The organism is Vibrio ordalii ATCC 33509 (genome assembly GCA_000257205.1).
In the GTDB taxonomy this organism is placed as follows: domain Bacteria; phylum Pseudomonadota; class Gammaproteobacteria; order Enterobacterales; family Vibrionaceae; genus Vibrio; species Vibrio ordalii.
Genome location: AEZC01000188.1, coordinates 1 through 19,943, shown reverse-complemented (window position 1 = coordinate 19,943; position 19,943 = coordinate 1). Strand labels below are relative to the sequence as shown.

Sequence of the window (19,943 nt, the reverse complement as noted above, 5' to 3'; positions counted from 1 at the left end):
GGTGTTATAACCTCTAGTTGATTGGTGACTCTTCAACAGCGTTAAATGAGAGTTGTTGACCCTCTTGTTTTAGCCATATATCAGTCGTTGGTTTTACTAAAATGCGCGTTCCCGCAGGAACCACGCTGTAGGGTTTGATGTTGATGTTTTCGTTTAACATGGCCGCCGTAACGCGCCCCAAATCAGTAGAAAAACTTTCAAATACACTGTTTGAAATGTTGGTTCCTTCGCTTGGTATCGACATTTGAGCCAGTACCGAAACCGTAGATGTTAAAATTGCGCCGCCGTATTTCTCCCAATTCCTCCTGTTTACATGACCCTCCACCCCTGTCCCACCTATAGCGTCAGCCGCATACGCTTCAGTGAGTTTGACGTGAGCGCCGTCAGGACGTAGTAAGCGTGACCAAGTAATATTAAAGCGCTCATCACCCACTTTTTTTAGTGTTCCATGACTGCCCATGATTTTAGTTCCAGCAGGGATCAAAATATTGCGGCCATGAAACCCAAACACATTACGCTCAACGGTGCAGGTCACTGAACCTTCAAGCTGTGAATTAATCTGGTCAATTAAAATGCAGGGAATACTTCTATCCGCAGTTACAACTCTTGATAAATCAACAGGGAACGTAGACATATCTTGTGCAATATCTTGAGATAGAAAGTTTTTATCTGTTGGGCTTTTAAGCTCTTTCTTTCCTTTGCTTTCAAGAGTTGGTATAGATTCAACGACATGCCAGCCGTCTGGTTTATTGCCTCTACGAGCCAATAATCTAACGCGCCTTTCTTCTTGCAGTTCTCTGATGAGAGTTAATTTAGCTTTAACTAATATCTCTTCATCCGTTAACTCAATGACAGGATCCGTATCAGTCTTGGCCTTTGTTTCATCAGCGCCGTTGTTAGCTTGATGTGGTTTGATTTCATTGGCGGGTGTAATGCCAGAAGAGTTAACGAAGTTCAAAGAAACCCCGTTCTTTTCGTCAGGTAATGCCCGTTTTTCTTCAATCTCTTTGCGGTTAAAGCGAGGGTAATAGCTTTCAGGCAAATGAGAACTAGCAACCTCTATGGCATCACTGTCTTCTTTTGTTGTTTGCAATGATTGATAGTGCATAAACCCAACAACACAGAGGACAGCTAAAAAAGCGACCACAAAGAAAATAAAGAAAATTTTCCAGTAACTCACCGCAGGAGTTAAATTGCCTTTTTGAAGTTGAGCTATCGCCGTCATGTTACTTACTCCCTTCGTTCACAATGACATTCATTGATGATTCGGGGTTGGGAGTTTTAACAATCTTTTCAATACACAGCCATTCTTTGCCTAGTCTCAATGTCCAGTTGTTGGCGATCCCTTCAGCTCTTAACGTTGACCCGTTAGCAGAAACGTTAACGGGAACATCCGACTTGTCGGCCACGCGATAAACGGCAGGGAAAGAAACCACATCGGCCACGCTGTCACCTTCTGCAAAGCGGAAGTAAGTGAAATGTCCATCACTGTAAACCATGTAAGGTTTGATGCTTTCCTTGCCACCCACAATGCGATAGCCGAAATCAATCTTAGTGGGATCGAACGCTACTTTTTCTAAGTAGTCAGGGTTTTCCAACTTGGCATCATTGCTTTCTAGTGACTTGCGTTTTTGTTCGCGCTCTTGCTCAATCGCTTCTCTGCGCTTTTGAGCTTCAAGTTTTGCCAATAACTTATCGTCAGTTACCAACACTTTCATGGTCGGGTTATGTGGGCTGTCCCACGTATCCCCGCGCAAGTAAAATGTGTAGACGTTGCCGCTAGTACCAAGGATATGCAGAGACGTATCAGCACCAGCTAAAACCACGCTGGCTGTCCCTGAGTTTGGCAATTCATCATCATAAGGATTGGTAGACGGCTCAAAGCTGAAATTATCCACATCCCCTAATTTGAACATTTTGATTGTGTCACCCTTGGGTAACAAGATCATGGTTCCCATGAACTCACGAACCCGCACCTTAATGGTTTTGTTTTCGCTGTAATTGGTTTTGAGTGTGTTAGCAAAAGGATCGGATGAATCAAAAATCTCCTGTGTCGCGTTCAGGCTTTGCAAAGACATAGCTTGATTAGTACGGTCAGTCAGGTTGAGATCGACAAAACCCTTGCTGACCTTGGGAGAGGGAACCTCCGCATTGTCTTGGCCGCTCGGTGGTGATAACACGCTGTTATCAATCAATCCTTTAGTCGCAAAAGCGTGTGAAGAAACAAGAATTAAAAGTAAGAACAGTTTTTTCATTATTTACGCCCCGTAAATTTCGTAACGAACGATTTTCAAACCGTCAATATTGATAAAGCGATCTTCATAGCTCACAAAAGCGTCACCTGTATCGTACTGAATAACAGCGACATAACGCTGAGGTGGAAAGCGTTCGTCATCTATAAAGTCAGTTGCATAAAATTCAACACGATGAATATTTTGCTTGTGGTCAAGCGGGTAATCGGTGATCACTTCAATTTTGCGTTTTAATTTGTTATTCAAAATGACTGAGTTTTTGTTGATTTCAGGGTTCATCAAGGTTTGAAACTCGCCCCATACTTTTTTGTTCGACATGAGTCGGATTTTTTTCCAGCGGTCTTTTTCGTCAATGTGGTTGATGGTTTCACGGTCAAATACATAATCACGCAGCGTCACCGAACGAAGTAACGACTGTTTGGTTGCGCCAAGGTTGCCTTTTTCGACTCGAACAATTTTGTGTGCTGAAGTGTCCACTTCAAAAATGATAGGTTCAGGGGTTTTTTCTTTACGCTGATATTGCTTGGCCGCGACTACCGCAAAAAAAACGTTAGATAGCAACAGCACCACCAAACAAACCCCCATGACGGTAATTGATGTTGAATTTCCCTTTGCAACAACAAAAGGAACATCATCAAGATTTGGTTTGCTTCCCTTGAACATTAGGAAACCCTCCAAAATTGCAGATCTGCAATTTCTTTCAAATCAGAATCAGTGGGGGTGGTAATAAGAGGGGAACCGAAATAAACACACGCACAAGGTGAGTTTTCAACGTCAAGGTTGTTATCAGGATTGTTTGAACAACCTGATAGTAAAATGATGAGGATAAAAAAAAGTGTATTACGCATGGCTACAAACTCCTTAGTTTACAGCCTTTATAATACACTTGATTGTCTGTTTTTTCTATTTAAAATATTTAAAATGCAAACTAAGCGCGAATGTATTTTGTACGCCAATGCTCAGGGTTTTCTTGTCTTAATCTCTTCATTTTTCGGATGGCGCGTCCTGACGAGTCAAAGCAATCTAGAAGATTGTAAGCTTTTGTATTTAAAGAGGATAAATCAATATCAATAACCACGCTCGACCCCGTGGCGCGGTTTTTGACCATAACCTTGCGCGCTTTTTGATTGGTGTTTTTTATCCATTCATATTCGGTTTCGTTAAAGCCTAAAAAGTCGCAATATTGCTCTTTGGTGGCGTTCGAGTTGGGGTAACAAATGATGTGCGCCAGTGCGCTGATCACCTCGCGGCCAACTCCATTTTCGAGCTTGATATATTGCTGTGGGTTCTGCGCGGCCAAGATAACCACTCCCGCCTTTTTTCGTTCCTCATTGAGTTTTTCAATCATGACCTTGGCAAAGACAGGATCGCGAAAATAACGGGGCGATTCATCGAAAAACAGCACATGAGGAATAACAGACGCACTGACTTGTGCCATGATTTGATGGAACATGTACTCAGTCACGTTAGGCAATATTTCAGGCTGATCGAGAAGATAAGTAGCATCAAAGGTCACTATGTCTTTTTCAAAGTTGAACGAATCCCGCGCACCATTGAAAAACCCCCCCTGTGCTTTGTTAGGTAGCCACTGTTCAAAGGCGTTGTATAGCTCCCCCCCTTCCATACCTAATCCAACCTTTAAGTTTGCAAAGCTGCGATCTTTCTTATCTAAATTAAAGTTATTATTAACTAAATCATTGAGTTTAGAATTGAAACGATTGTCTTTTTCATCAATGCGCCCCAAACGTTTTAACCAACTGAATAAAAAAAGACGGTTTTCGGGTGTGTCGGCCATTTGAAACGGGTTCATTTGAACATCGTCAGGGAAATTAAGGTAATCCCCATCAAACATGTCGGTAAAGACTTTAAGACCGTGTCCGCGATCAAAGCAAATTGCTTTAAAGTTGGGGTAGCTCAAGCAGTTAGCCAGCAAAAAAGAGATAAATGTCGTCTTACCTAACCCCGTGTCCCCCAATATTAAAGTGTGTCCCAAAATATCGTTCTTTTCTTCCCCCGTTTGATGAAACGTAAATGAAAATTGGCCGCCCTCTTCGGTTTTAAAAAGGGTGACGGGACGAGCACCAAAACCGCACGTATCAAATCCCTCACCGACACGGTTAAAGGAGGCTAAGTGTGAGGCGTTTTCAGAAGATAAATTGCGATTGCGTAAGTTGAACCCTTGCATAGTCGGAAACCGCGACCAGAAAAGCGCCTCAAGGTTTCTATCTTCTCTATAGAGCTGCATTTGACCGTCCGATTGCAACGCATTTTTGATGATATTGATCGTGGCGTTTAACTCGGCCTCACTGTCGGCTAAAACCTCAATGCAAAAAGAGTGGCCAACCAGTGTGGCTTTGTCTGCGGTCACTTTTTCGCTAAATTCAACCAGTTCGTCAGTGAAATAACTATTGTCGCCCCCCCCAGTTAACTATTCGTTTGTATTCTTCTTCCATCATGCCAAGAGCAATAGCTTTGGGATAGGTCTTAAACGATTGGTAAATATTAAAGCGATACGGCAGTTTGAAAATGCGCTCTAAGGTGTCTTTTTTAATCGTTTCGCTATAGCGGCTGATCGACAACCATCCACTGTAAATCGTGTCACCGTGTCGGCCATAGGTGCAAAAGTTTTGCTTACTATCAAAAGTGATAGGTTGGTTAGATAAAGGCTGATCCCAATGTCGAGAGTTTAAATGGGTTTCACGGCCATTAAGCTGAGTAGCAAAGTAAGAGCTTAACGCCTCGTTGACTAATAATTTAGGATGATACTCTTCAAGTTCAACGCTGATTTCACTAATAAGCCGCGCTAATTCTTCATCTTTGTCAATGTTCCAATCATCGCTAACCAATGCGCCGACTTTAGACATGAAGCCGCTTTTTTTTACACTGATCACAATGTAATGTTTGGTACGATAAGCCACATCGAAATTATTTTGCCAAGCCTTGGTGATCATAGACAGCAATTGATTTTTTACGTTTGTCTCTATTTTGTCTTTGGCGCTGATGCGGTTTTTTTTACTCACGATGTCAAGCAGATAAAAAGGACTGTCTTTTTCAAACAAACGCTTCCTAACGTTATACAGCAAATCATATTGATTGCTGTTCATGCCTGTATAATCCAAGCCTTCCAGTTCAAGAATGGCAATGTAAGAGCCATCTTTGGCAACTACGGTATGATCGCCTTTGACGTACAAAAGCGGAAACATTTCGGTCAGTTTGGGGACTTTACTTAGTCGTTGATACAACTCTTTCGCGTTACTCATAGTATCCCTATCGTGTTAGTTGTAACTGATCACTGATACCAGGTTCGCTATGCTCACTTGGTATCAGTGCCAGTCACTAAAGTTGCAGAACTGAAATTTACGGAGTGTTAAGGCTCATAAGAACGTTTGCCATCAAGCGCGACCGTTTGGCCGATTTGAAAGCAATTGCGTATCCAAACCCCGAAGAATTCAGGATCGCGTTTCGTCATGAAATAGCCAATCACCCAAAAAATCAGTGCAAAATGCGCAGCCCCTAACAAGGCCGCTAACCCATTTTTAAAAATAATCATGCCCCCAAGACCACCAATTAAAAGCGACACCGCAAAAGCAAAGGCTAAATAATCGCGAGGTACGCCACCAATTAAAGCGGGGAGTGTCATGGCATGATATACAGTGGATTGTTTCATGGTGTTAGTTCAGCAAGAAGTTAGCAATGTTTGCGCCTAGCAAAATGATGGTTGACCCCACCGCCACATTCACTGCCCATTTTTTCGGAAATTTGCCGAACATCGCCAGTAAGCCAACCCCAACAATGCAGACCAAACAGATAGCGGAAGCCCATAGCGTTAGCTGATCGCCAAAGTCTTTTGTTTTTTCATTGATAGGATCGAAAATTTCAGACGCATCGGAAGCGATAGAACTGCTAGATAAAGCGATAGAACCCATTACACAAATTTTTAGCCATTGGTTTTTCAGTGATTTCATTGTTGATTTCCTTTTTAAGAGAGCGTTACGCTACAGTTTTGGTTTTTTCAAAGTAAATAGCTGGATGTGTTTCAATGTGGTGACATACAAAAAGAAACGTATCGAGCTTGGTTAAATCATGCTTAGCTGAGAGTTGATAAAATTGGCTTTCACATTCACGGCTTAAACGCACTCGTGTGCTGACCAATCCGCTTTTTTTTAATTCTTCAATTGCGCTATGAACGGGCTTAGAATCAAGCACCATTAAAAGCCGAAACACTGCAATAGAAAGCCAATTCTGAAAATGGTCATTGCGGTATTTGTTGGGCAACTTAACAAAGTGAAGTTCGCTAATTGTGTCCATCATTCCTCCTTGGTTTGTTTGCCAATTATACTACTAATTTTAAATATTTTAAATGTTTTAACGGTTGCAATGTCACAAAAACACGCTTATATTAGGTGTTACCGAGTGGCGGGATTCAGTCACATAACCTTTAAGGAATACTTACATGAGTAATTCACCTCTGCTTCTCTCCTCTCTTTTTCCTACGTCAAAAATCGTTGTCGTCGCCTCGTCTAAAGGCGGCGTAGGCAAAAGCATGACTGCTGTTAATCTAGCGGTCGATTTTGCTAATGAAGGCAATAACGTGCTGTTAGTTGACGCTGAAAAAGACGGGACGACTAGCGACTGGCAAGCGCGTGAGATCAACAACCTCACTATCATGAGTGGCTATGATGCAGCCTTTCCTAAAATGTTGAACGTCTATCGTAATGCTTATGATTTGATAGTGATTGACACCGCAGGGGTGAACGCTGACATGCACAGCGATAGCCGAGAAAACTTACAAGAAGAAATCAATAAAAAATGCCTTGCTCAATCTGACTTTATTTTGATCCCCCTCGACCCCTCTCCTGTTGACGTTCGCAAGTCTGTTCGTTTTATTTCGTCAATTCAAACCTATGTCGATGCGTCTTTTGGTAAACGTGGCGCAATGATTTTTCTCAATAAAGCAGTGAAAAATGAAAAGCTCACAAGAGAAGCACAAAATGCGCTGTCTGATGCTTTTGATATTCCGTTATCAAAAGTATTGGTAAGACGTTATTCAGAGTTCAAACACGCAGAAGCGGAGTTTAAATCCGTGAATGAATTTGCGCCAAATTCCAACGCTGCGCTCGATATGCGCCAGCTAAAAAAAGACATTATTAAACGTATGACAGAGTTAGAGGGTTAATCACATGGGTATGTTAAACGGAGCACTAGAGGCTGGTAAAAAAGCCGTGGCTAAGAAAGAAAAATCGTCTCAAGGACAGCTATCAGCAGAAATGAGCGCAGAGTTATTTATGCTTGAAACCGCCAAGATTCACCCAGACCCAAACCAACCCCGCAAAGAGTGGTTGCCTGATGAATTGGCAGAGTTAAAACAAACCATTGCAGAAACGGAAGGATGCCACACGCCTATTAAAGTACGCCCACACCCTGAAAAACTCGGTGAGTACATGATCGTTTATGGTGAAGGCCGCTGGTTGTCTCATAATCAACTAGGTTACGCGACCATCCCCGCGCTAGTCGATACGAAAGAATTTACACCCTATCAATTAAGCTTCGCTCAATTAACGGAAAACTTGAGCCGTAAATCAATGACCCGCTTTGATGAAGCGAACGCCATTAAAGACTTAATGGAAAAGCATGACCCCAAGCTAAAACAAAATCAAATTGCTCAGAAATTAGGCAAGCAAACAACCTTCATTTCTCGTCTGTTAAAGCTAATAAAAGCACCTAAAGCCATTCAAGAGCTTTCTAAAAACGGAATAACGCAAAACATTAATGTGCTCGATAGCTTGACTCGTATCGCTGAAATTATCAGTGAAGAAGAGTTAATGAATTACATCGAAAGCGTAGTGAGTGGGGCGATTTCGGAAAAAGAACTCTTGCAAGCGCTAAATGACTTTAAAGCGATCACTTCTGAAGAGGCCGAAGAACAGCATGATTTCTTCCAAACTGAAAGTCGTGAAAGTGATCAGCTTAACGACCCGCTAAACAGTATGAGTGGTGGTAATTCAGAGCGCGAAACATCAAGTGATAAAGAGGAACCTGAACAAGACTACGGCTTTTACGACTATCGCAATTATTACGAAAAAGCGCTTTTTGATGTGCTTTTTCAATGCGATATCGCTTTTGAAATTTCTGAAGCACAAAAAGACGAAGCCGCCGAAAAACTAGAAACCGTCACTGCCGAATTTGAAGCGAAGGGTTACAAGCTTAAAGATTTACTGAGTTGGTTTGTTAAGGATTTTTCAGCATCATTTAGCGCCGATGATTTGGAGAATAGAGAGCCGATAAAAACAGTGCTAAACATTAGAACATTACGAGCGCTGATCGGGGGATTCGTTAAGAAAAACGAATCAAACACTGAACAAGAACAAAACATCGAAACGCCCGAAAAAGTTGCAGAACTGCAATCTACAGAGTTTTTCAACATGGGAAGTTATGAGGTGTTCGACGGTTATGTATTAGTACAACCAGATATGGCATATACAATGCCTATTAGATTAACCAAAGCAGAGCTTAAAGAGTTATTAGAGGCTGAATGAAAATAAAAAAACAATACTTAAAAGGCCAAGTCTTTCTTAAGTATCTATGGCAACACAGCTTCTATAAGCGCGGGGAAACAGGCGTTTCCCCTGTGCTTGCAAAAGATATTAAGGCGATAGCGCTTAGTCAACAATGGATTGAGCCAACTAAAAACCTAGATAATGCGGCGGTGTTTCACTGGATAACAGACAGCGTGATCCCTAAGTGGGTGAGGCTTTCCTCTTTTTGCTTGGCAGTTCGTCATGGCTGGCAGCCTGTTGATTATGTGGATGTGATGAGTGTCTTGTACTTAAATACGGAAACGCTAAGCAAAAACGGTATTGAAAAAACATTAGACATGTATCGACAATCATATGGTCTAGCGTTCCCGCAAGCCGTTGTAAAGCGGATTATCATTGATAATGAATGTTGATGTGTGTGTTTATGGGACTAATACCACGTTTTTTCACAATATTCAATACTTAATTATAAATATTGTAAATATGTTTTTGGTGTTGTGGTTTAGATCAATATAATAATGATCTTTCGAGATCTTTGTTTTACAAAGAATTGTGAATAAAGTACATTAGTTAGGTCAAAAAAAACGGCTAACCAGATAGTTAACCGTTTTTCTTGAAAGGATTCCAAAGCAGGGTAGCCGCCCTCTTTGGATGGAAACATTACCGAGATAAAATAATGTTTCGCTGACGATTATAGCGAAGTAAGATCTTATAATCAAACCAGTGGGCGTTTTTTATCTCAAATAACGAGATAAAATTAAATGTCAGTGAAAAGAAAACACCCCAGAACCCGCGAATTAGAACTGCAACACCACGAATCCCGCGAAGAATCCCTAGACTCTCAACTGTGCAAGTTACACGTCAAAGTGCTTACGCATGGCGAGTTGCCAAAAAGCTACAGTAATGCTTACAACAAACTTGCCAAGGGCAATAAGAAATTAACCCCTTCAGAAACAATTCAAGTGGAATTGATAGATCAATACATTGAACGATTTGGCACACCAATCCGCAATAAGAAGAACGGCCAAGCGTTGAAGTGGATCACTGGCTACCAGCGTTCTATTCTTCTCGCATTTGCTGATTTTATTGATAACCCGTTACGCTGTCACCAAGGGAAGTTATCAAAGCTGCATCACTGCAAGTCAATATTAAAGGGCTTGCAATTTAAACAGCGCGTAACGCTATTTAAAGTAGTGACAACACTCTTTACAGCAACCAGCATAGAAACGGGCTATATTGGCCGCTACGCTAATCAATATGAAGAAAAATCACTCGATGAGCATGGCTTTGAAAAGATGCGAGGAATGCAACACTACGCGATAAGAGGCCGTTATCAGCAGCTATGGAATGAGAGCATTTCTAAAACAAAATACTCCGACTGCATTAAGATGCTTAAACTTGCAGGTTTTTTTGAAGTCACAGCTTGTTATGTCAGCAATACCGAAGCCAGCATAATTAAGCAAGAACTAAGAGATAACGGGGCAACAGATGAAGAGATCCAAGCAGTGCCTCGTGTTTATTCTGAACCTGCTTACAAGTGTTTCACCAATGCGTTTTTTGCTGTGTTTGAGGCACTAATCAATTCTGAGCACATGCAACAATCGAAAGCCTTATCAATAGCGAAAAGAATAAAAAATAAACTATCCCTTATTTACGTCACCTATACGCCATTCTCAGACAGCTTTTTTACTCGCAAGCGTAAAGACTACCTAAGTCGGCTTTTTCAATCTAGGTTCCCGCAGGGGGCTAACTTGCCACCTAATGACGGTGAGCTAGAACCCATGTACCACTAGATAACGCTAGATTTTTATAAACATCACATGCCGCTTAATTGCGGTTTCTTGGTTTGGGCGTTTACGCTCCTTTCCGTGTTTCGCTATCGCTCATCCCTCAGGTTTGCACCAGGACCGACAATAAATTGCGGATCTTGGTGCAAACCTGAGGGACTAACGCACTGCAAGCAGTTCCCTCTCTTCGTTCGGCTAACGCTACAATGCACGATTTAACCTTATCCACCACATCTGTGCGTAACCCTGTGTGTATCTTTCTAATTTGGAACTATGAAATAAACAAAGGGAGTGAGTCGGGATTTACTTAGAGTGATTTACCAAAGTAAATAACTACTTAGCTAGAAATATATAAATATATTTACTTATGTAGAAAAGAAGGCGGCGCAAGCTTGCCTAGAGTTACCTCCCTATAAATACTCATACGCTCGTGCCTCGCTATTCCTATTTACAGGGCATTGGTTTCTTCGTGTCGTCAAACTCTAATGGGTTGCAGTAGCAAATCGCCCCTTTTTTGCGGAAAGGCTCTGCGAGGGATGTTCTAGCATGGAAGCGGTCGGGATTTCTTCAAATATGACGTTTAAACGTTACCTTATCGCCATAGCCAATCGTTGGGAGGTTTAGGGGAGTGGTTTCTTCTATTTTTGTATCATCGAGTCTATGAGCGTTACAGGCTCAATAAACTGAGTCGTTCTGGCATTGCATCGCCTTTTTGCACAGCAAAAAAGCTCAACAATATGAAAAGCAATCAACACTATTCATTGACTGGGTTTGTTTATGGCGTAAAACGAGCGTAATTACACGTTAATTGGTCGTTTGTCAGTTGTCCCTTATCAAGTGGTCTAGTAATTGATTTCGTCGCAATATGGCGCTTATAGGCAGCTTTGCGTGAATCGGTCATTTTATTTTTTTTATTTTAAAATTGAGAGGACAAATGCTTTGCTTTTGGCGCTATATAAACGATAATAATCACATGGTTAAGGACATTTTCTTAACTTACTTTACGCCCGAAAGGGCAACAACCCGAAAGGAAAAAAATGATGAATATCAATGACGCGCTAAACCTTCTCAACATCACCGCTACAGCAACACAAGCAGAAATCAAAAAGGCTTACAAAGCCGCCTCTATTCAATTTCACCCTGACCGGAACCCTGCGGGCGCTCAAATGATGATCGCTATCAATGCCGCTTATGCGTTTCTAAAGCAGCAAGGCGACACCGTAAGCCCACAAGAAGGTTTTACGGCTAATAACTACGGTGAAGAACTGAACACAATTCTAAATCAATTATTTGCGCTTGATGGACTAGAAATCGAGGTGTGCGGTAATTGGGTTTGGATTGGTGGAAACACAAAAGCACATAAAGAAACATTAGGTAAAAATGGCCTTGGTTGTTTGTGGGCGAATAAAAAGAAAATGTGGTACTACCGCCCATCTGATTATAAATCTCGCGGTGGCCGTGGTGGTTGGGATATGGACACTATCCGAGGCGTACACGGTAGCGAAAAACCAACACGCACAGCTCAAAGACAACTTGCAGCTTAAGCGAACTATGAGCAAGGGCTTGCCCTTGCTCAATTAAAACGCTCGAAAGGGCAATAAGCCGAAAGGAAAAGAAAAATGAACAAACGTGATTATAAAACCACAATGAGCGCGTACCGTCTTGCATACAATACGGTTTTGTTTGCAATGAACAGTGATCAAGACAATTTTCACCATTACAGCCAAGTGTTAAAAGAGATTAACCAAGCTTTTCAAATTGAAACGCTAAAACCAAAAGGCTTTGATAAATATGATCCCGCTTATTGTGGCGCGTGGGTAATTGAAACCGCCATGAATAAGCGCAACCTATCTGCGGCCAGAGCGTCAGAGCTTGCAAATAAGGTAAGCCATTATCTTGATTATCCCTACCCTATTGATCGCCCTAGTAAAGTTAAAAATTATAATTTTTACAAGTTATTGCTTAATAATTTACCGCTAAAAATGTAAGGCGATGATATGAAAAACAGTCAAAGTATTACCCCTGAAAAACTCAAAACATTAGCGCGTTTATTGGGCGATGGTTGGCGATATAACGAAATCATGACCAGCAAGCCAGATAATCGAGGGCATTATTTAAGCAACGGATCAGGGCTTATCATCAACGTTTGTCATTCTTATGGTGAAAATTTGCCGCAATGGTCACTTAAATACCCTCACCCCGCACATAAAAATTTACAGCGGTTTTGCGTCATTGGATGCAGTCTAGATAAATCACAAAGCGCGATTGTGGCTGATTTAAAAACCCGCTTACTTTCTCAAACTGGCGCGGCTTATCTGGCTTGGCAAGCCCTGATAGAAAAAGAAGGACAAAAGCAGAGAGAAAAAGAATTAAATACTTTTGTGGTTGAATCATTGAAAAAAGTTTTACGTTTAAATCCTTATCATGACCACCGTTACTGTGAAGCCTACAGAATTGAAAATGATAAAGGTGGCCGTATTGCAGAACTCAAAAAGTGGTCAAGTAAAGGGGATTGTTTTCGTTTAAGTATTGACGAACTGACAGCAGAACAAGTGATCAAAATCATGCAAGTTGTGAAATCGTCATAAGATTAAGGCTCCCCTTTCCGACCGTCTAAAGCTGAAAAGGGGAGAGTAACCACAATCAACTAGAGGTGAAAATCATGATTACTATCAGCGAGTTTAACAAATATCGTGCTCAAAACAAATCAAACGCAATCCCATGCAAGCAAGGACTTGCGTTAGGGGTGCGCGTTGGTACTCAAAACAAAGTACAATTCGCCCTGTTTTTAATGGAATTAAGAGATCATAAATATGACTAAAACAACGCCGTGGCTTTTTCCTACTGTCTCAGATGTGGAAAAAGTTCTAATCGAGATTGCGGAGAAATACGGCCTTGAGGATTTTAAAGCTGTCCATACTATCGTTGGGGTTACTGATAGAACGTTAAGACGTTGGAGAAGCAAAGCCGACACCGAGCCAAACGCAAAATCAACCATTCCATATTTAGGTTCAATTGCTTTGTGGTCGATTAAAGAAGATCAATTTGTTAATAGTGATTGGCAGAATTTAAGAAATAAGATCCCGCCACAATATTTGATGAACGCTAAAAATTACGTGTGTCCTCCGGCTGATTTTTTAAAATCACTCGTAGGTAAAAAAAATGTGTTGGGATGGACACTAAAAGAACTGGCTACACGCTTACGGTGCTCACCAGAGCAGTTAGGCGCAGACATTAAGCGCGAAAAAGTGAGCTTTCTTACTTTTAGCGCAATATTGATGTATTGCGGCTATAAACCGCATGAAGTATTTGGACTAACACCGAATGAAAAAGAAAATCGGGTGTTACTGAGTGAAGTTATAAACCAATACATAAACGATAAGAACGCGCTACACGCCAAACATCAAAACGAGCTTAAAGATCTTGCGCTTCGATATTTGGAAGCAACTCCAGAGCTAAAAAAAGCGGAAGGACAGGGGCTACCTAAGCAAGATTTAGAAAGTTATGAGGAAGAATAATTATGACAAAAAATCAACTGAACATGTTTATGATCGCCGCCGCTTCTCTAATTTTAATGCTATACGGTATAAAAATTGATCACTTAATTAGTTTTGTAATGGTTGGAAGTGGGGGCGTTTTCTTTTTATTTAGCTTTTATGCTGCACTAAAACCATTTGTTAATCGTCAAAAATAGGTGCGTATTAGATACATATTGTTAAATCAACAAGTTCACCGCGACTTATCGCCAGTTAATTTGCTTTTACGCATCAACTCGGCATAAGTCGCTTTTTTCTTCTCTCAAATCCTCAATTTACGCACTGAAAGTTTATTACAGAAATTTCATAAAAAATCAGTCAAACTACTCCATTATTATTTCACTGTAAAAAACGACTCAAACCCTCATAAATTGCAGTTCTGCAATTTTCAGGGCGCAATGCTGCCCTACGGCTTCGCCTACCCGCTAGACACTCACCGCCTAAAAAGTGTGGACAATCCGACTCGTCGGAGCGCTGCGCTTTGACCACATTTTTTAGTCATCGAGCGCCTTGATCTGACTGTCCGAATTTTTGTTTTTAGATTGTTCTGTGAAAAGCGCATCGAGCGCGGAAAAGTCAGCAGAAAATAACAACCGGTTCGCGTGGCCAAACCCTGTTTTGTGATCTGAAATGAAAGACGGGCAGAATAATTGACTCTTAGACTTTTGCACAAATGCACATGAGTTCTCTAGACCCCCTAGGGATTATCTAGAGAGCGATTGTGTAGTTGTGTAAAAGTCGGGTTGGACGTTTTCCCCCAAAGCCAATCGCACCAATACATAGATCACTGATTTATCGACTTGCCACTGTTACCGTGTGTGTTTATCTACACTAATAGTGAGATTTACACACATGGCATTACCAATGATCATTGAGGACAAAGACAAAGCTTGGCTCTTTAAGGTCATTACGCAGACCCAAGAACCTGAGCTTAATGCTTGCCTGATAGGTTTCTTTTTAGGTAGCGGAATGACAACACTCGAACTGTGCCGCATTCAAGTACGCGACATTGTTAAGAAGAGCGGAGAGCTAACAAGATGCTTCTCTGTGAAAGGAGATGTTGCGCGAGATTTCTACCTATCTAACGTCAAACTACAGAATCTAGTAAAAACCTACATCGAGAAGCGTAAGAAGGACGGTGATAACCCTGACCAATATCAAGGCTTTGATCCTGACGAACCATTCTTTAAAAGAAAAAATGGCGACAACTTCAAAATAAAGCGACGAACCACAGATAGAGGTAATACTACTTATCACTGTAACGCTCTCAATAACCACATTAAGCGATTATTGGCTGACTCTGGCATTGAGCAGCCTAGCATTCTTTCTGGGCGCAGAACGTTCGCTGTGCGTTTAAGGCGGCAAGGTGTCGATACTCCAACCATCCATCTTATGCTCGGAAATAAGACACTAGAAACCACGCTGAGACTGATCGAAACGGATACTATAAGTATGTTAGCTATTGCTGATATGGCTTTTTAGATATTGATTTGTAATTGGTTTCCCTTTTTGGGAAAATAAATATTGACTATTTATCGCTCATTTCCCATAATGGGAAATATAAAGAAGAGGATGTATGCGAATTTTATCAAGAGCAACTTTACGAGATTTTTGGGAGCAGCCTAATTACGCTGATTCTGAACAACCGCTAACCGCATGGTATGACGAAGCCAAGCACGCTAACTGGCAAACGCCACAGGATATAAAGGCACTGTACCGAAATGCGTCTTTCGTTGGCAACAATCGCGTTGTGTTCAACATTCACGGTAACAAGTACCGACTGATCACCGCGATTAATTACAAATTTTCGATGGTATATATTCGCTTTATTGGCACACATGCTGACTATGACAAAGTTGATGCAAAAACCGTTTAAAAGAGGCAGATATGCAAGTTAAACCAATCAAAACAGCAGATGATAACCGCGCAGCTTTAGCGCGTATCGAGCAGCTTTGGGATGCAGAACCAAACACGCCAGAGGGGGATGAGTTAGAAGTACTTGCCACTCTAATTGAAGCGTTCGAAGAGGCTAATTATCCGATAGCACCGCCTGATCCAATTGAAGCAATCAAGTTCCGTATGGAACAACAAGGCTTAGAAGATAAAGACCTTGTGCCTTTCCTTGGTCAACGTAGTCGTGTGACAGAAATACTTAATCGTCAAAGACGTTTATCTATCTCGATGATTCGCAAGCTACACGATGGATTAAGAATCCCATTGGATAGCCTTGTTAAAGAGTATCAATTAGCTAAGTAAGGAAAAAATAATGGAAAATTTTGAATTTAAAACACCATTCCCAACCACTGAAGAAGGACTTTTAAATCTAGTAAGGTTAGATCGACTTAACATTTTGAGATCAGTTCAAAATCGTAATGTAGACGAATTCAAGTGCCTATCAGCACAAGAAAAGAGCGTAGTAAAATCAGTTTCTTTCTCTGAAAACGGCGAAGTTTCAATTGAGTTCCATGATGTGCTAGATGCTTTCGAATCGCTTATAAAGATGGGAGTAGTCATTGACAAAGATAACAAATACTCGGAACCGAGTGACGAGGGGTAACTGAAATGCAGTATGAAACAGATCCGAAAGGTTTGTCATGGCCTATCAAACCATCACTTATTATTGATGACGTTGCCGCAGGAATAGTGAATATTTCCTTATCACCAGAAGTTCCGTTATCCACTTTTTCACTTACGCAGTCTTTCGAAAATATGACGTTCAAGGGTGGAGCTAAAGAAAAATGGATCGAGGTGCTTCGCGATATTGCTGACGAACTGGAAAAGCAGGGGTAAACAAGCCTAAACCACGCGGTCAATTAATGTAAATGTATTTTGAGGTGCTTAACGTGAAGAAAATGGTGTTACTATCCTTGTTATTTTTGTTTGCAACATTTAGTTATGCGATAGATGATTTTGAAGTTTCTGTTGAGAATGCACCTAGCGGTGTGTATGACATGAATGTCATAGCAATGACTTGGATGCCAACATATTGTGAATTTATATCCAAAGATAAAAACAATTGTAACAACGAAATTAAGTTACATGGAATTTGGCCATACTACAATTCAGTCGATGATAAGGACAATATATTAAATTATCACCCTTCCAATTGCTTTAACTCAAAGGGCTGTTCGTCGACGAAAGACTGCGAGATTTCAGATGATACGATATCGTTTCTTTCAAGAGACAAGGTCATGCAGGACATTTATCCTAAAAGTATAACACTATGGTCTCATGAGTGGAGAAAGCACGGCACATGCTCAGGGTTAAGTCAAAAAGAATATTTTGAGCAAGCTAGTGATTATATTTCTAAATTAGCAAAGAGTTATAAAAAACTTGAAGCGCTCATAATGGAACATAAGAATTCTTTAGTTAATACAGAGGAAATATATAAGGTTTTGCCTAAAAACGTCTCATTGAGATGTATATATGTGGATGGAAGAAGTTACTTGTTCGAAGTTAATTTCTTTTTTGATAAATCAGGAATCCCCCTTAACAAGGTTAGCACTCAAATCGGAGATAAATGCACTCAAAATACTCATCTCCGATGGTTAAATTGATGCGCTTATGAGCGATACCAAAGCAAGCCATAATCACATTTTTGTTATTTAAGGGGAAAATAGGTTTATGAAAAAGCTATTTATATCAATGCTTTTAGTAATGTCGGCATCGAGCGCGGTAGCTGATGAAGGCAAAGATACTTATATAATTCCTGATGCTGAAATCAAGACAGTAGAACAAAAGTTCAATGTTGCTCAGTTTGGCCAACAAGTCGCGGTTATGGCACTTAGTTACGTCAAAGATATTCGAGATGTAGATGGTAAGAAAGTGGTCGAAGTGGTCATAGTGGACAAGCTTTGCCATGTAACGGTTATTGAGCATGACAACGGGTTACAAGCTGAACAAGTCGCTTGTGACGCAGGAAATTATTTCGACAATCGAGACAAGTAGGGAAAATGTATGTTTGTTGAGGCTGTACGCATTCCTGATTTTGACGATGAAATACATATTTCTGGATTAGGTTTTAGCGCCCCAAACACGCTTTGCGGAATCACTGATGCTGGCAGTAAAGAACCAACGGACGAAACTCCAAACTGCCATGACTGCGTTGAGGTTTATGAGTCAATAAAGAATCATCGCCCACGCTTCAAATTTAAAAAATAGGGAAAATAGTCCTCTTACCAAACCACAATATCTAGTATCGGTCGCAGCTGGTACAGACACAACATATAGGAATTATTAACAATGGAACATTACCAACACCTAATTTTGAAAGGCTTAATCAATGGCGGTGGCAGCTCTAGTGAAACTTATGTTTACCAGTTATTAACTGGCAACGTTTCAGACGAGGGCAGTTCGGTTTCTCATATGTGGGGATATTTAGACAATCCACTGAAAGAAACGTTAATTGAAATCTTTGCTGATATTTGCTCTCTCGATTTGACCAACAAAACAGATCGTCAAATCGTACCTCTCTTGATTGATTACATGGCGGAAAAATCAGGTCGAAGTGAGTTTTTCAATGTGAATGACCGCCGCGAAATTGATCGTATGAGCGATGAAGAATACGAGGGTGGCATTCAAGACCTGATCCGAGCTAAGAAAGTTAAGCTGCTAGACCGCGAGTAGAGGGAAAAGACAATGAGCAGCAAAGTAGATTTCATCCTACCAAGTGAGTTTACCAAGATTGAAACGTATGAGGATTGTCCTTGTGATGAGAGCCTTGTTGTTTGGACGGGTGATAGCTGGGAAACGGAGTATGTGACAATGTGTGGAGATACAAGATGAAAGATAGCGGAAAGACCAAGGCGGCAGCTACCAACTAATCGCCTTGGCCGCTGACAGAACGAATGAGTTCAAACTGTCAGTTAGCGCATTAAAACAAAAATGAATGAGGAAACCAATGGAAAAAAAATCACTAGAGCAATTAAACAGAGAGTGCTTAGATGTTATTCAGCATCAAATATTACCTTCTTATAGTCGTGCTGCTGTTGCTTGTATAAAAGCCGCAAAAAATTACAAAGAAGCATGTGAAATTCTTGCAACTGGAAAAATTCAAAGAGAAAAAACCAAATAACCAGCCATAGAAAGGGTTGCAGCTACCAACTAATCGCCTTTTCTACATTAAAAATGAATGAGGAATAAAATTAAATGAAACTAAGAATAGAGCCAGTATCAGCAATTTGTATTTCAATACTATTAGCATGGGGGTGGGCAAAGTTGACAAATGAACCGATTTGTCAGGTTGAAGAAATTCACAAAGGAAAAACGTTTTTAGTGCCCAAATACTGTAGTGATGTTTTAACTCAATAAGTTATAAAAAAGGCCGCAGTGATGCGGCCTTTTAGTTTCAGTTAGTATTATGAACAAGCATAAGATGTTCTAGATCCCCTAGCGAAAAAATCGCGGAACGGAATGTCATCATCAAAATCCATAGGTGGTTCATTGTATTGAGTGGGTAGCGCTCCACCTTGCGCGGAATCGCTGCCTTGCGGATTTTGAGGTTCATTTTTAACACGCCCACCTAACATTTGCATTTTACCATTAAAGCCTTGCACTACAACTTCAGTGGTATAACGGTCTTGACCGCTTTGATCTTGCCATTTTCGCGTGTGTAGTTGACCTTCAATGTACACTTGTGAACCTTTGCGCAAGTATTCGCCAGCAACTTCAGCTAATTTGCCAAACAGAGCCACACGGTGCCATTCGGTTTTTTCGCGTTGTTCGCCCGTTGCTTTATCACGCCATGAATCTGATGTTGCAATAGTAATATTTGCAACGGCACCGCCGCTTGGCATATAGCGAACTTCGGGATCATTCCCTAGATTCCCGACC

The 19,943-nt window shown here is 41.0% G+C and carries 29 protein-coding genes; 20 read left to right on the top strand and 9 right to left on the bottom strand.

The window, feature by feature from the left end; genetic code table 11:
• Positions 1-13: 13 nt before the first annotated feature.
• From VOR_RS18125 to VOR_RS0112650, 8 genes are all read right to left on the bottom strand, one after another.
• Positions 14-1,225, bottom strand: coding sequence for a TraB/TrbI/VirB10 family type IV secretion system protein (locus VOR_RS18125; RefSeq protein WP_010320071.1), 1,212 nt, complete (start codon positions 1,223-1,225; stop codon positions 14-16).
• A gap of 1 nt (position 1,226) precedes the next feature.
• Complete coding sequence (locus VOR_RS0112685) at positions 1,227-2,255, bottom strand: TrbG/VirB9 family P-type conjugative transfer protein (RefSeq protein ID WP_010320070.1); 1,029 nt, start codon at positions 2,253-2,255, stop codon at positions 1,227-1,229.
• A 3-nt stretch (positions 2,256-2,258) separates the two neighbouring features.
• Positions 2,259-2,915: a VirB8 family type IV secretion system protein gene (locus tag VOR_RS0112680; protein WP_010320069.1), complete on the bottom strand. Its 657-nt coding sequence runs from the start codon at positions 2,913-2,915 to the stop codon at positions 2,259-2,261.
• Positions 2,916-3,180: 265 nt separating this feature from the next.
• Positions 3,181-4,641, bottom strand: coding sequence for a VirB4 family type IV secretion/conjugal transfer ATPase (locus tag VOR_RS0112670; RefSeq protein WP_155815369.1), 1,461 nt, complete (start codon positions 4,639-4,641; stop codon positions 3,181-3,183).
• 16 nt (positions 4,642-4,657) lie between these two features.
• A complete protein-coding gene (locus tag VOR_RS0112665) occupies positions 4,658-5,512 on the bottom strand; it encodes a VirB4 family type IV secretion/conjugal transfer ATPase (RefSeq protein WP_010320066.1) in 855 nt (284 codons plus the stop codon).
• A gap of 107 nt (positions 5,513-5,619) precedes the next feature.
• Positions 5,620-5,919 (bottom strand): VirB3 family type IV secretion system protein, encoded by a 300-nt coding sequence (locus VOR_RS0112660; RefSeq protein WP_010320065.1) that lies wholly within the window; start codon positions 5,917-5,919, stop codon positions 5,620-5,622.
• Between the two features lie 4 nt (positions 5,920-5,923).
• On the bottom strand, positions 5,924-6,217 hold the full coding sequence (locus VOR_RS0112655; RefSeq protein WP_010320064.1) for a TrbC/VirB2 family protein: 294 nt from the start codon (positions 6,215-6,217) through the stop codon (positions 5,924-5,926).
• 25 nt (positions 6,218-6,242) lie between these two features.
• Complete coding sequence (locus tag VOR_RS0112650; RefSeq protein WP_155815368.1) at positions 6,243-6,563, bottom strand: hypothetical protein; 321 nt, start codon at positions 6,561-6,563, stop codon at positions 6,243-6,245.
• A gap of 142 nt (positions 6,564-6,705) precedes the next feature.
• On the opposite strand from VOR_RS0112650, the gene VOR_RS0112645 reads away from it, so the two are divergent.
• The 20 genes from VOR_RS0112645 (at position 6,706) to VOR_RS18940 (ending at position 19,185) form a co-directional block, all read left to right on the top strand.
• Positions 6,706-7,428: a nucleotide-binding protein gene (locus VOR_RS0112645; RefSeq protein WP_010320062.1), complete on the top strand. Its 723-nt coding sequence runs from the start codon at positions 6,706-6,708 to the stop codon at positions 7,426-7,428.
• Between the two features lie 4 nt (positions 7,429-7,432).
• The gene (locus tag VOR_RS18120; RefSeq protein ID WP_010320061.1) at positions 7,433-8,788 is read left to right on the top strand and encodes a ParB/RepB/Spo0J family partition protein; all 1,356 of its coding nucleotides are present in this window, start codon (positions 7,433-7,435) and stop codon (positions 8,786-8,788) included.
• Positions 8,785-9,201, top strand: coding sequence for a hypothetical protein (locus VOR_RS0112635; RefSeq protein ID WP_010320060.1), 417 nt, complete (start codon positions 8,785-8,787; stop codon positions 9,199-9,201). Before VOR_RS18120 ends, VOR_RS0112635 begins: the two co-directional genes overlap by 4 nt.
• A gap of 348 nt (positions 9,202-9,549) precedes the next feature.
• Positions 9,550-10,581 carry a hypothetical protein gene (locus VOR_RS17235; RefSeq protein WP_010320059.1) on the top strand — a complete coding sequence of 344 codons (1,032 nt, stop codon included), beginning with the start codon at positions 9,550-9,552 and terminating at the stop codon, positions 10,579-10,581.
• Positions 10,582-11,612: 1,031 nt separating this feature from the next.
• Complete coding sequence (locus VOR_RS0112625; RefSeq protein WP_286118420.1) at positions 11,613-12,119, top strand: J domain-containing protein; 507 nt, start codon at positions 11,613-11,615, stop codon at positions 12,117-12,119.
• 75 nt (positions 12,120-12,194) lie between these two features.
• The gene (locus tag VOR_RS0112620) at positions 12,195-12,563 is read left to right on the top strand and encodes a hypothetical protein (RefSeq protein ID WP_010320057.1); all 369 of its coding nucleotides are present in this window, start codon (positions 12,195-12,197) and stop codon (positions 12,561-12,563) included.
• 9 nt (positions 12,564-12,572) lie between these two features.
• Positions 12,573-13,163: a hypothetical protein gene (locus tag VOR_RS0112615; RefSeq protein ID WP_010320056.1), complete on the top strand. Its 591-nt coding sequence runs from the start codon at positions 12,573-12,575 to the stop codon at positions 13,161-13,163.
• Between the two features lie 74 nt (positions 13,164-13,237).
• Positions 13,238-13,396, top strand: a complete 159-nt coding sequence (locus VOR_RS18770) for a hypothetical protein (RefSeq protein ID WP_155815367.1) — start codon at positions 13,238-13,240, stop codon at positions 13,394-13,396.
• Complete coding sequence (locus tag VOR_RS0112605; RefSeq protein ID WP_010320055.1) at positions 13,389-14,093, top strand: hypothetical protein; 705 nt, start codon at positions 13,389-13,391, stop codon at positions 14,091-14,093. Before VOR_RS18770 ends, VOR_RS0112605 begins: the two co-directional genes overlap by 8 nt.
• A gap of 2 nt (positions 14,094-14,095) precedes the next feature.
• Positions 14,096-14,269, top strand: a complete 174-nt coding sequence (locus tag VOR_RS18765; RefSeq protein WP_155815366.1) for a hypothetical protein — start codon at positions 14,096-14,098, stop codon at positions 14,267-14,269.
• 694 nt (positions 14,270-14,963) lie between these two features.
• Positions 14,964-15,593, top strand: coding sequence for a tyrosine-type recombinase/integrase (locus tag VOR_RS0112595; RefSeq protein ID WP_029627168.1), 630 nt, complete (start codon positions 14,964-14,966; stop codon positions 15,591-15,593).
• 94 nt (positions 15,594-15,687) lie between these two features.
• Entirely contained in the window at positions 15,688-15,987 is a 300-nt protein-coding gene (locus VOR_RS0112590; protein ID WP_010320053.1) for a type II toxin-antitoxin system HigB family toxin, read from the top strand.
• Positions 15,988-15,998: 11 nt separating this feature from the next.
• The gene (locus VOR_RS0112585) at positions 15,999-16,367 is read left to right on the top strand and encodes a helix-turn-helix domain-containing protein (protein WP_010320052.1); all 369 of its coding nucleotides are present in this window, start codon (positions 15,999-16,001) and stop codon (positions 16,365-16,367) included.
• A 10-nt stretch (positions 16,368-16,377) separates the two neighbouring features.
• Positions 16,378-16,668, top strand: a complete 291-nt coding sequence (locus tag VOR_RS0112580) for a hypothetical protein (protein ID WP_010320051.1) — start codon at positions 16,378-16,380, stop codon at positions 16,666-16,668.
• 5 nt (positions 16,669-16,673) lie between these two features.
• On the top strand, positions 16,674-16,901 hold the full coding sequence (locus VOR_RS0112575; protein WP_010320050.1) for a hypothetical protein: 228 nt from the start codon (positions 16,674-16,676) through the stop codon (positions 16,899-16,901).
• Positions 16,902-16,963: 62 nt separating this feature from the next.
• On the top strand, positions 16,964-17,668 hold the full coding sequence (locus VOR_RS0112570) for a ribonuclease T2 family protein (protein ID WP_033197453.1): 705 nt from the start codon (positions 16,964-16,966) through the stop codon (positions 17,666-17,668).
• A 67-nt stretch (positions 17,669-17,735) separates the two neighbouring features.
• Positions 17,736-18,059: a hypothetical protein gene (locus VOR_RS0112565; protein WP_010320048.1), complete on the top strand. Its 324-nt coding sequence runs from the start codon at positions 17,736-17,738 to the stop codon at positions 18,057-18,059.
• A 9-nt stretch (positions 18,060-18,068) separates the two neighbouring features.
• Complete coding sequence (locus VOR_RS0112560; protein ID WP_010320047.1) at positions 18,069-18,272, top strand: hypothetical protein; 204 nt, start codon at positions 18,069-18,071, stop codon at positions 18,270-18,272.
• Positions 18,273-18,353: 81 nt separating this feature from the next.
• Positions 18,354-18,737 (top strand): hypothetical protein, encoded by a 384-nt coding sequence (locus VOR_RS0112555; protein WP_010320046.1) that lies wholly within the window; start codon positions 18,354-18,356, stop codon positions 18,735-18,737.
• Between the two features lie 274 nt (positions 18,738-19,011).
• Positions 19,012-19,185: a hypothetical protein gene (locus tag VOR_RS18940; protein ID WP_167317609.1), complete on the top strand. Its 174-nt coding sequence runs from the start codon at positions 19,012-19,014 to the stop codon at positions 19,183-19,185.
• Positions 19,186-19,468: 283 nt separating this feature from the next.
• Here the strand turns inward: VOR_RS18940 and ssb are convergent.
• A partial coding sequence (ssb, locus tag VOR_RS17230; protein WP_010320045.1) for a single-stranded DNA-binding protein occupies positions 19,469-19,943 on the bottom strand: 475 nt, incomplete at its 5' end.

Excerpts from the sequence above, each read along its gene's own strand:
- VOR_RS18125 (WP_010320071.1), bottom strand. The coding sequence starts at position 1,225 with ATGACGGCGATAGCTCAACTTCAAAAAGGCAATTTAACTCCTGCGGTG.
- VOR_RS0112615 (WP_010320056.1), top strand. The coding sequence starts at position 12,573 with ATGAAAAACAGTCAAAGTATTACCCCTGAAAAACTCAAAACATTAGCG.
- VOR_RS0112645 (WP_010320062.1), top strand. The coding sequence starts at position 6,706 with ATGAGTAATTCACCTCTGCTTCTCTCCTCTCTTTTTCCTACGTCAAAA.
- VOR_RS0112565 (WP_010320048.1), top strand. The coding sequence starts at position 17,736 with ATGAAAAAGCTATTTATATCAATGCTTTTAGTAATGTCGGCATCGAGC.
- VOR_RS0112655 (WP_010320064.1), bottom strand. The coding sequence starts at position 6,217 with ATGAAATCACTGAAAAACCAATGGCTAAAAATTTGTGTAATGGGTTCT.
- VOR_RS0112660 (WP_010320065.1), bottom strand. The coding sequence starts at position 5,919 with ATGAAACAATCCACTGTATATCATGCCATGACACTCCCCGCTTTAATT.
- VOR_RS18765 (WP_155815366.1), top strand. The coding sequence starts at position 14,096 with ATGACAAAAAATCAACTGAACATGTTTATGATCGCCGCCGCTTCTCTA.
- VOR_RS0112595 (WP_029627168.1), top strand. The coding sequence starts at position 14,964 with ATGGCATTACCAATGATCATTGAGGACAAAGACAAAGCTTGGCTCTTT.
- VOR_RS0112665 (WP_010320066.1), bottom strand. The coding sequence starts at position 5,512 with ATGAGTAACGCGAAAGAGTTGTATCAACGACTAAGTAAAGTCCCCAAA.
- VOR_RS0112555 (WP_010320046.1), top strand. The coding sequence starts at position 18,354 with ATGGAACATTACCAACACCTAATTTTGAAAGGCTTAATCAATGGCGGT.
- VOR_RS0112580 (WP_010320051.1), top strand. The coding sequence starts at position 16,378 with ATGGAAAATTTTGAATTTAAAACACCATTCCCAACCACTGAAGAAGGA.
- VOR_RS0112605 (WP_010320055.1), top strand. The coding sequence starts at position 13,389 with ATGACTAAAACAACGCCGTGGCTTTTTCCTACTGTCTCAGATGTGGAA.
- VOR_RS0112585 (WP_010320052.1), top strand. The coding sequence starts at position 15,999 with ATGCAAGTTAAACCAATCAAAACAGCAGATGATAACCGCGCAGCTTTA.
- VOR_RS0112635 (WP_010320060.1), top strand. The coding sequence starts at position 8,785 with ATGAAAATAAAAAAACAATACTTAAAAGGCCAAGTCTTTCTTAAGTAT.
- VOR_RS18120 (WP_010320061.1), top strand. The coding sequence starts at position 7,433 with ATGGGTATGTTAAACGGAGCACTAGAGGCTGGTAAAAAAGCCGTGGCT.
- VOR_RS0112685 (WP_010320070.1), bottom strand. The coding sequence starts at position 2,255 with ATGAAAAAACTGTTCTTACTTTTAATTCTTGTTTCTTCACACGCTTTT.
- VOR_RS0112650 (WP_155815368.1), bottom strand. The coding sequence starts at position 6,563 with ATGATGGACACAATTAGCGAACTTCACTTTGTTAAGTTGCCCAACAAA.
- VOR_RS0112620 (WP_010320057.1), top strand. The coding sequence starts at position 12,195 with ATGAACAAACGTGATTATAAAACCACAATGAGCGCGTACCGTCTTGCA.
- VOR_RS0112570 (WP_033197453.1), top strand. The coding sequence starts at position 16,964 with ATGGTGTTACTATCCTTGTTATTTTTGTTTGCAACATTTAGTTATGCG.
- VOR_RS0112590 (WP_010320053.1), top strand. The coding sequence starts at position 15,688 with ATGCGAATTTTATCAAGAGCAACTTTACGAGATTTTTGGGAGCAGCCT.
- VOR_RS0112575 (WP_010320050.1), top strand. The coding sequence starts at position 16,674 with ATGCAGTATGAAACAGATCCGAAAGGTTTGTCATGGCCTATCAAACCA.
- VOR_RS0112680 (WP_010320069.1), bottom strand. The coding sequence starts at position 2,915 with ATGTTCAAGGGAAGCAAACCAAATCTTGATGATGTTCCTTTTGTTGTT.
- VOR_RS0112625 (WP_286118420.1), top strand. The coding sequence starts at position 11,613 with ATGATGAATATCAATGACGCGCTAAACCTTCTCAACATCACCGCTACA.
- VOR_RS0112560 (WP_010320047.1), top strand. The coding sequence starts at position 18,069 with ATGTTTGTTGAGGCTGTACGCATTCCTGATTTTGACGATGAAATACAT.
- VOR_RS18770 (WP_155815367.1), top strand. The coding sequence starts at position 13,238 with ATGATTACTATCAGCGAGTTTAACAAATATCGTGCTCAAAACAAATCA.
- VOR_RS17235 (WP_010320059.1), top strand. The coding sequence starts at position 9,550 with ATGTCAGTGAAAAGAAAACACCCCAGAACCCGCGAATTAGAACTGCAA.
- VOR_RS18940 (WP_167317609.1), top strand. The coding sequence starts at position 19,012 with ATGGAAAAAAAATCACTAGAGCAATTAAACAGAGAGTGCTTAGATGTT.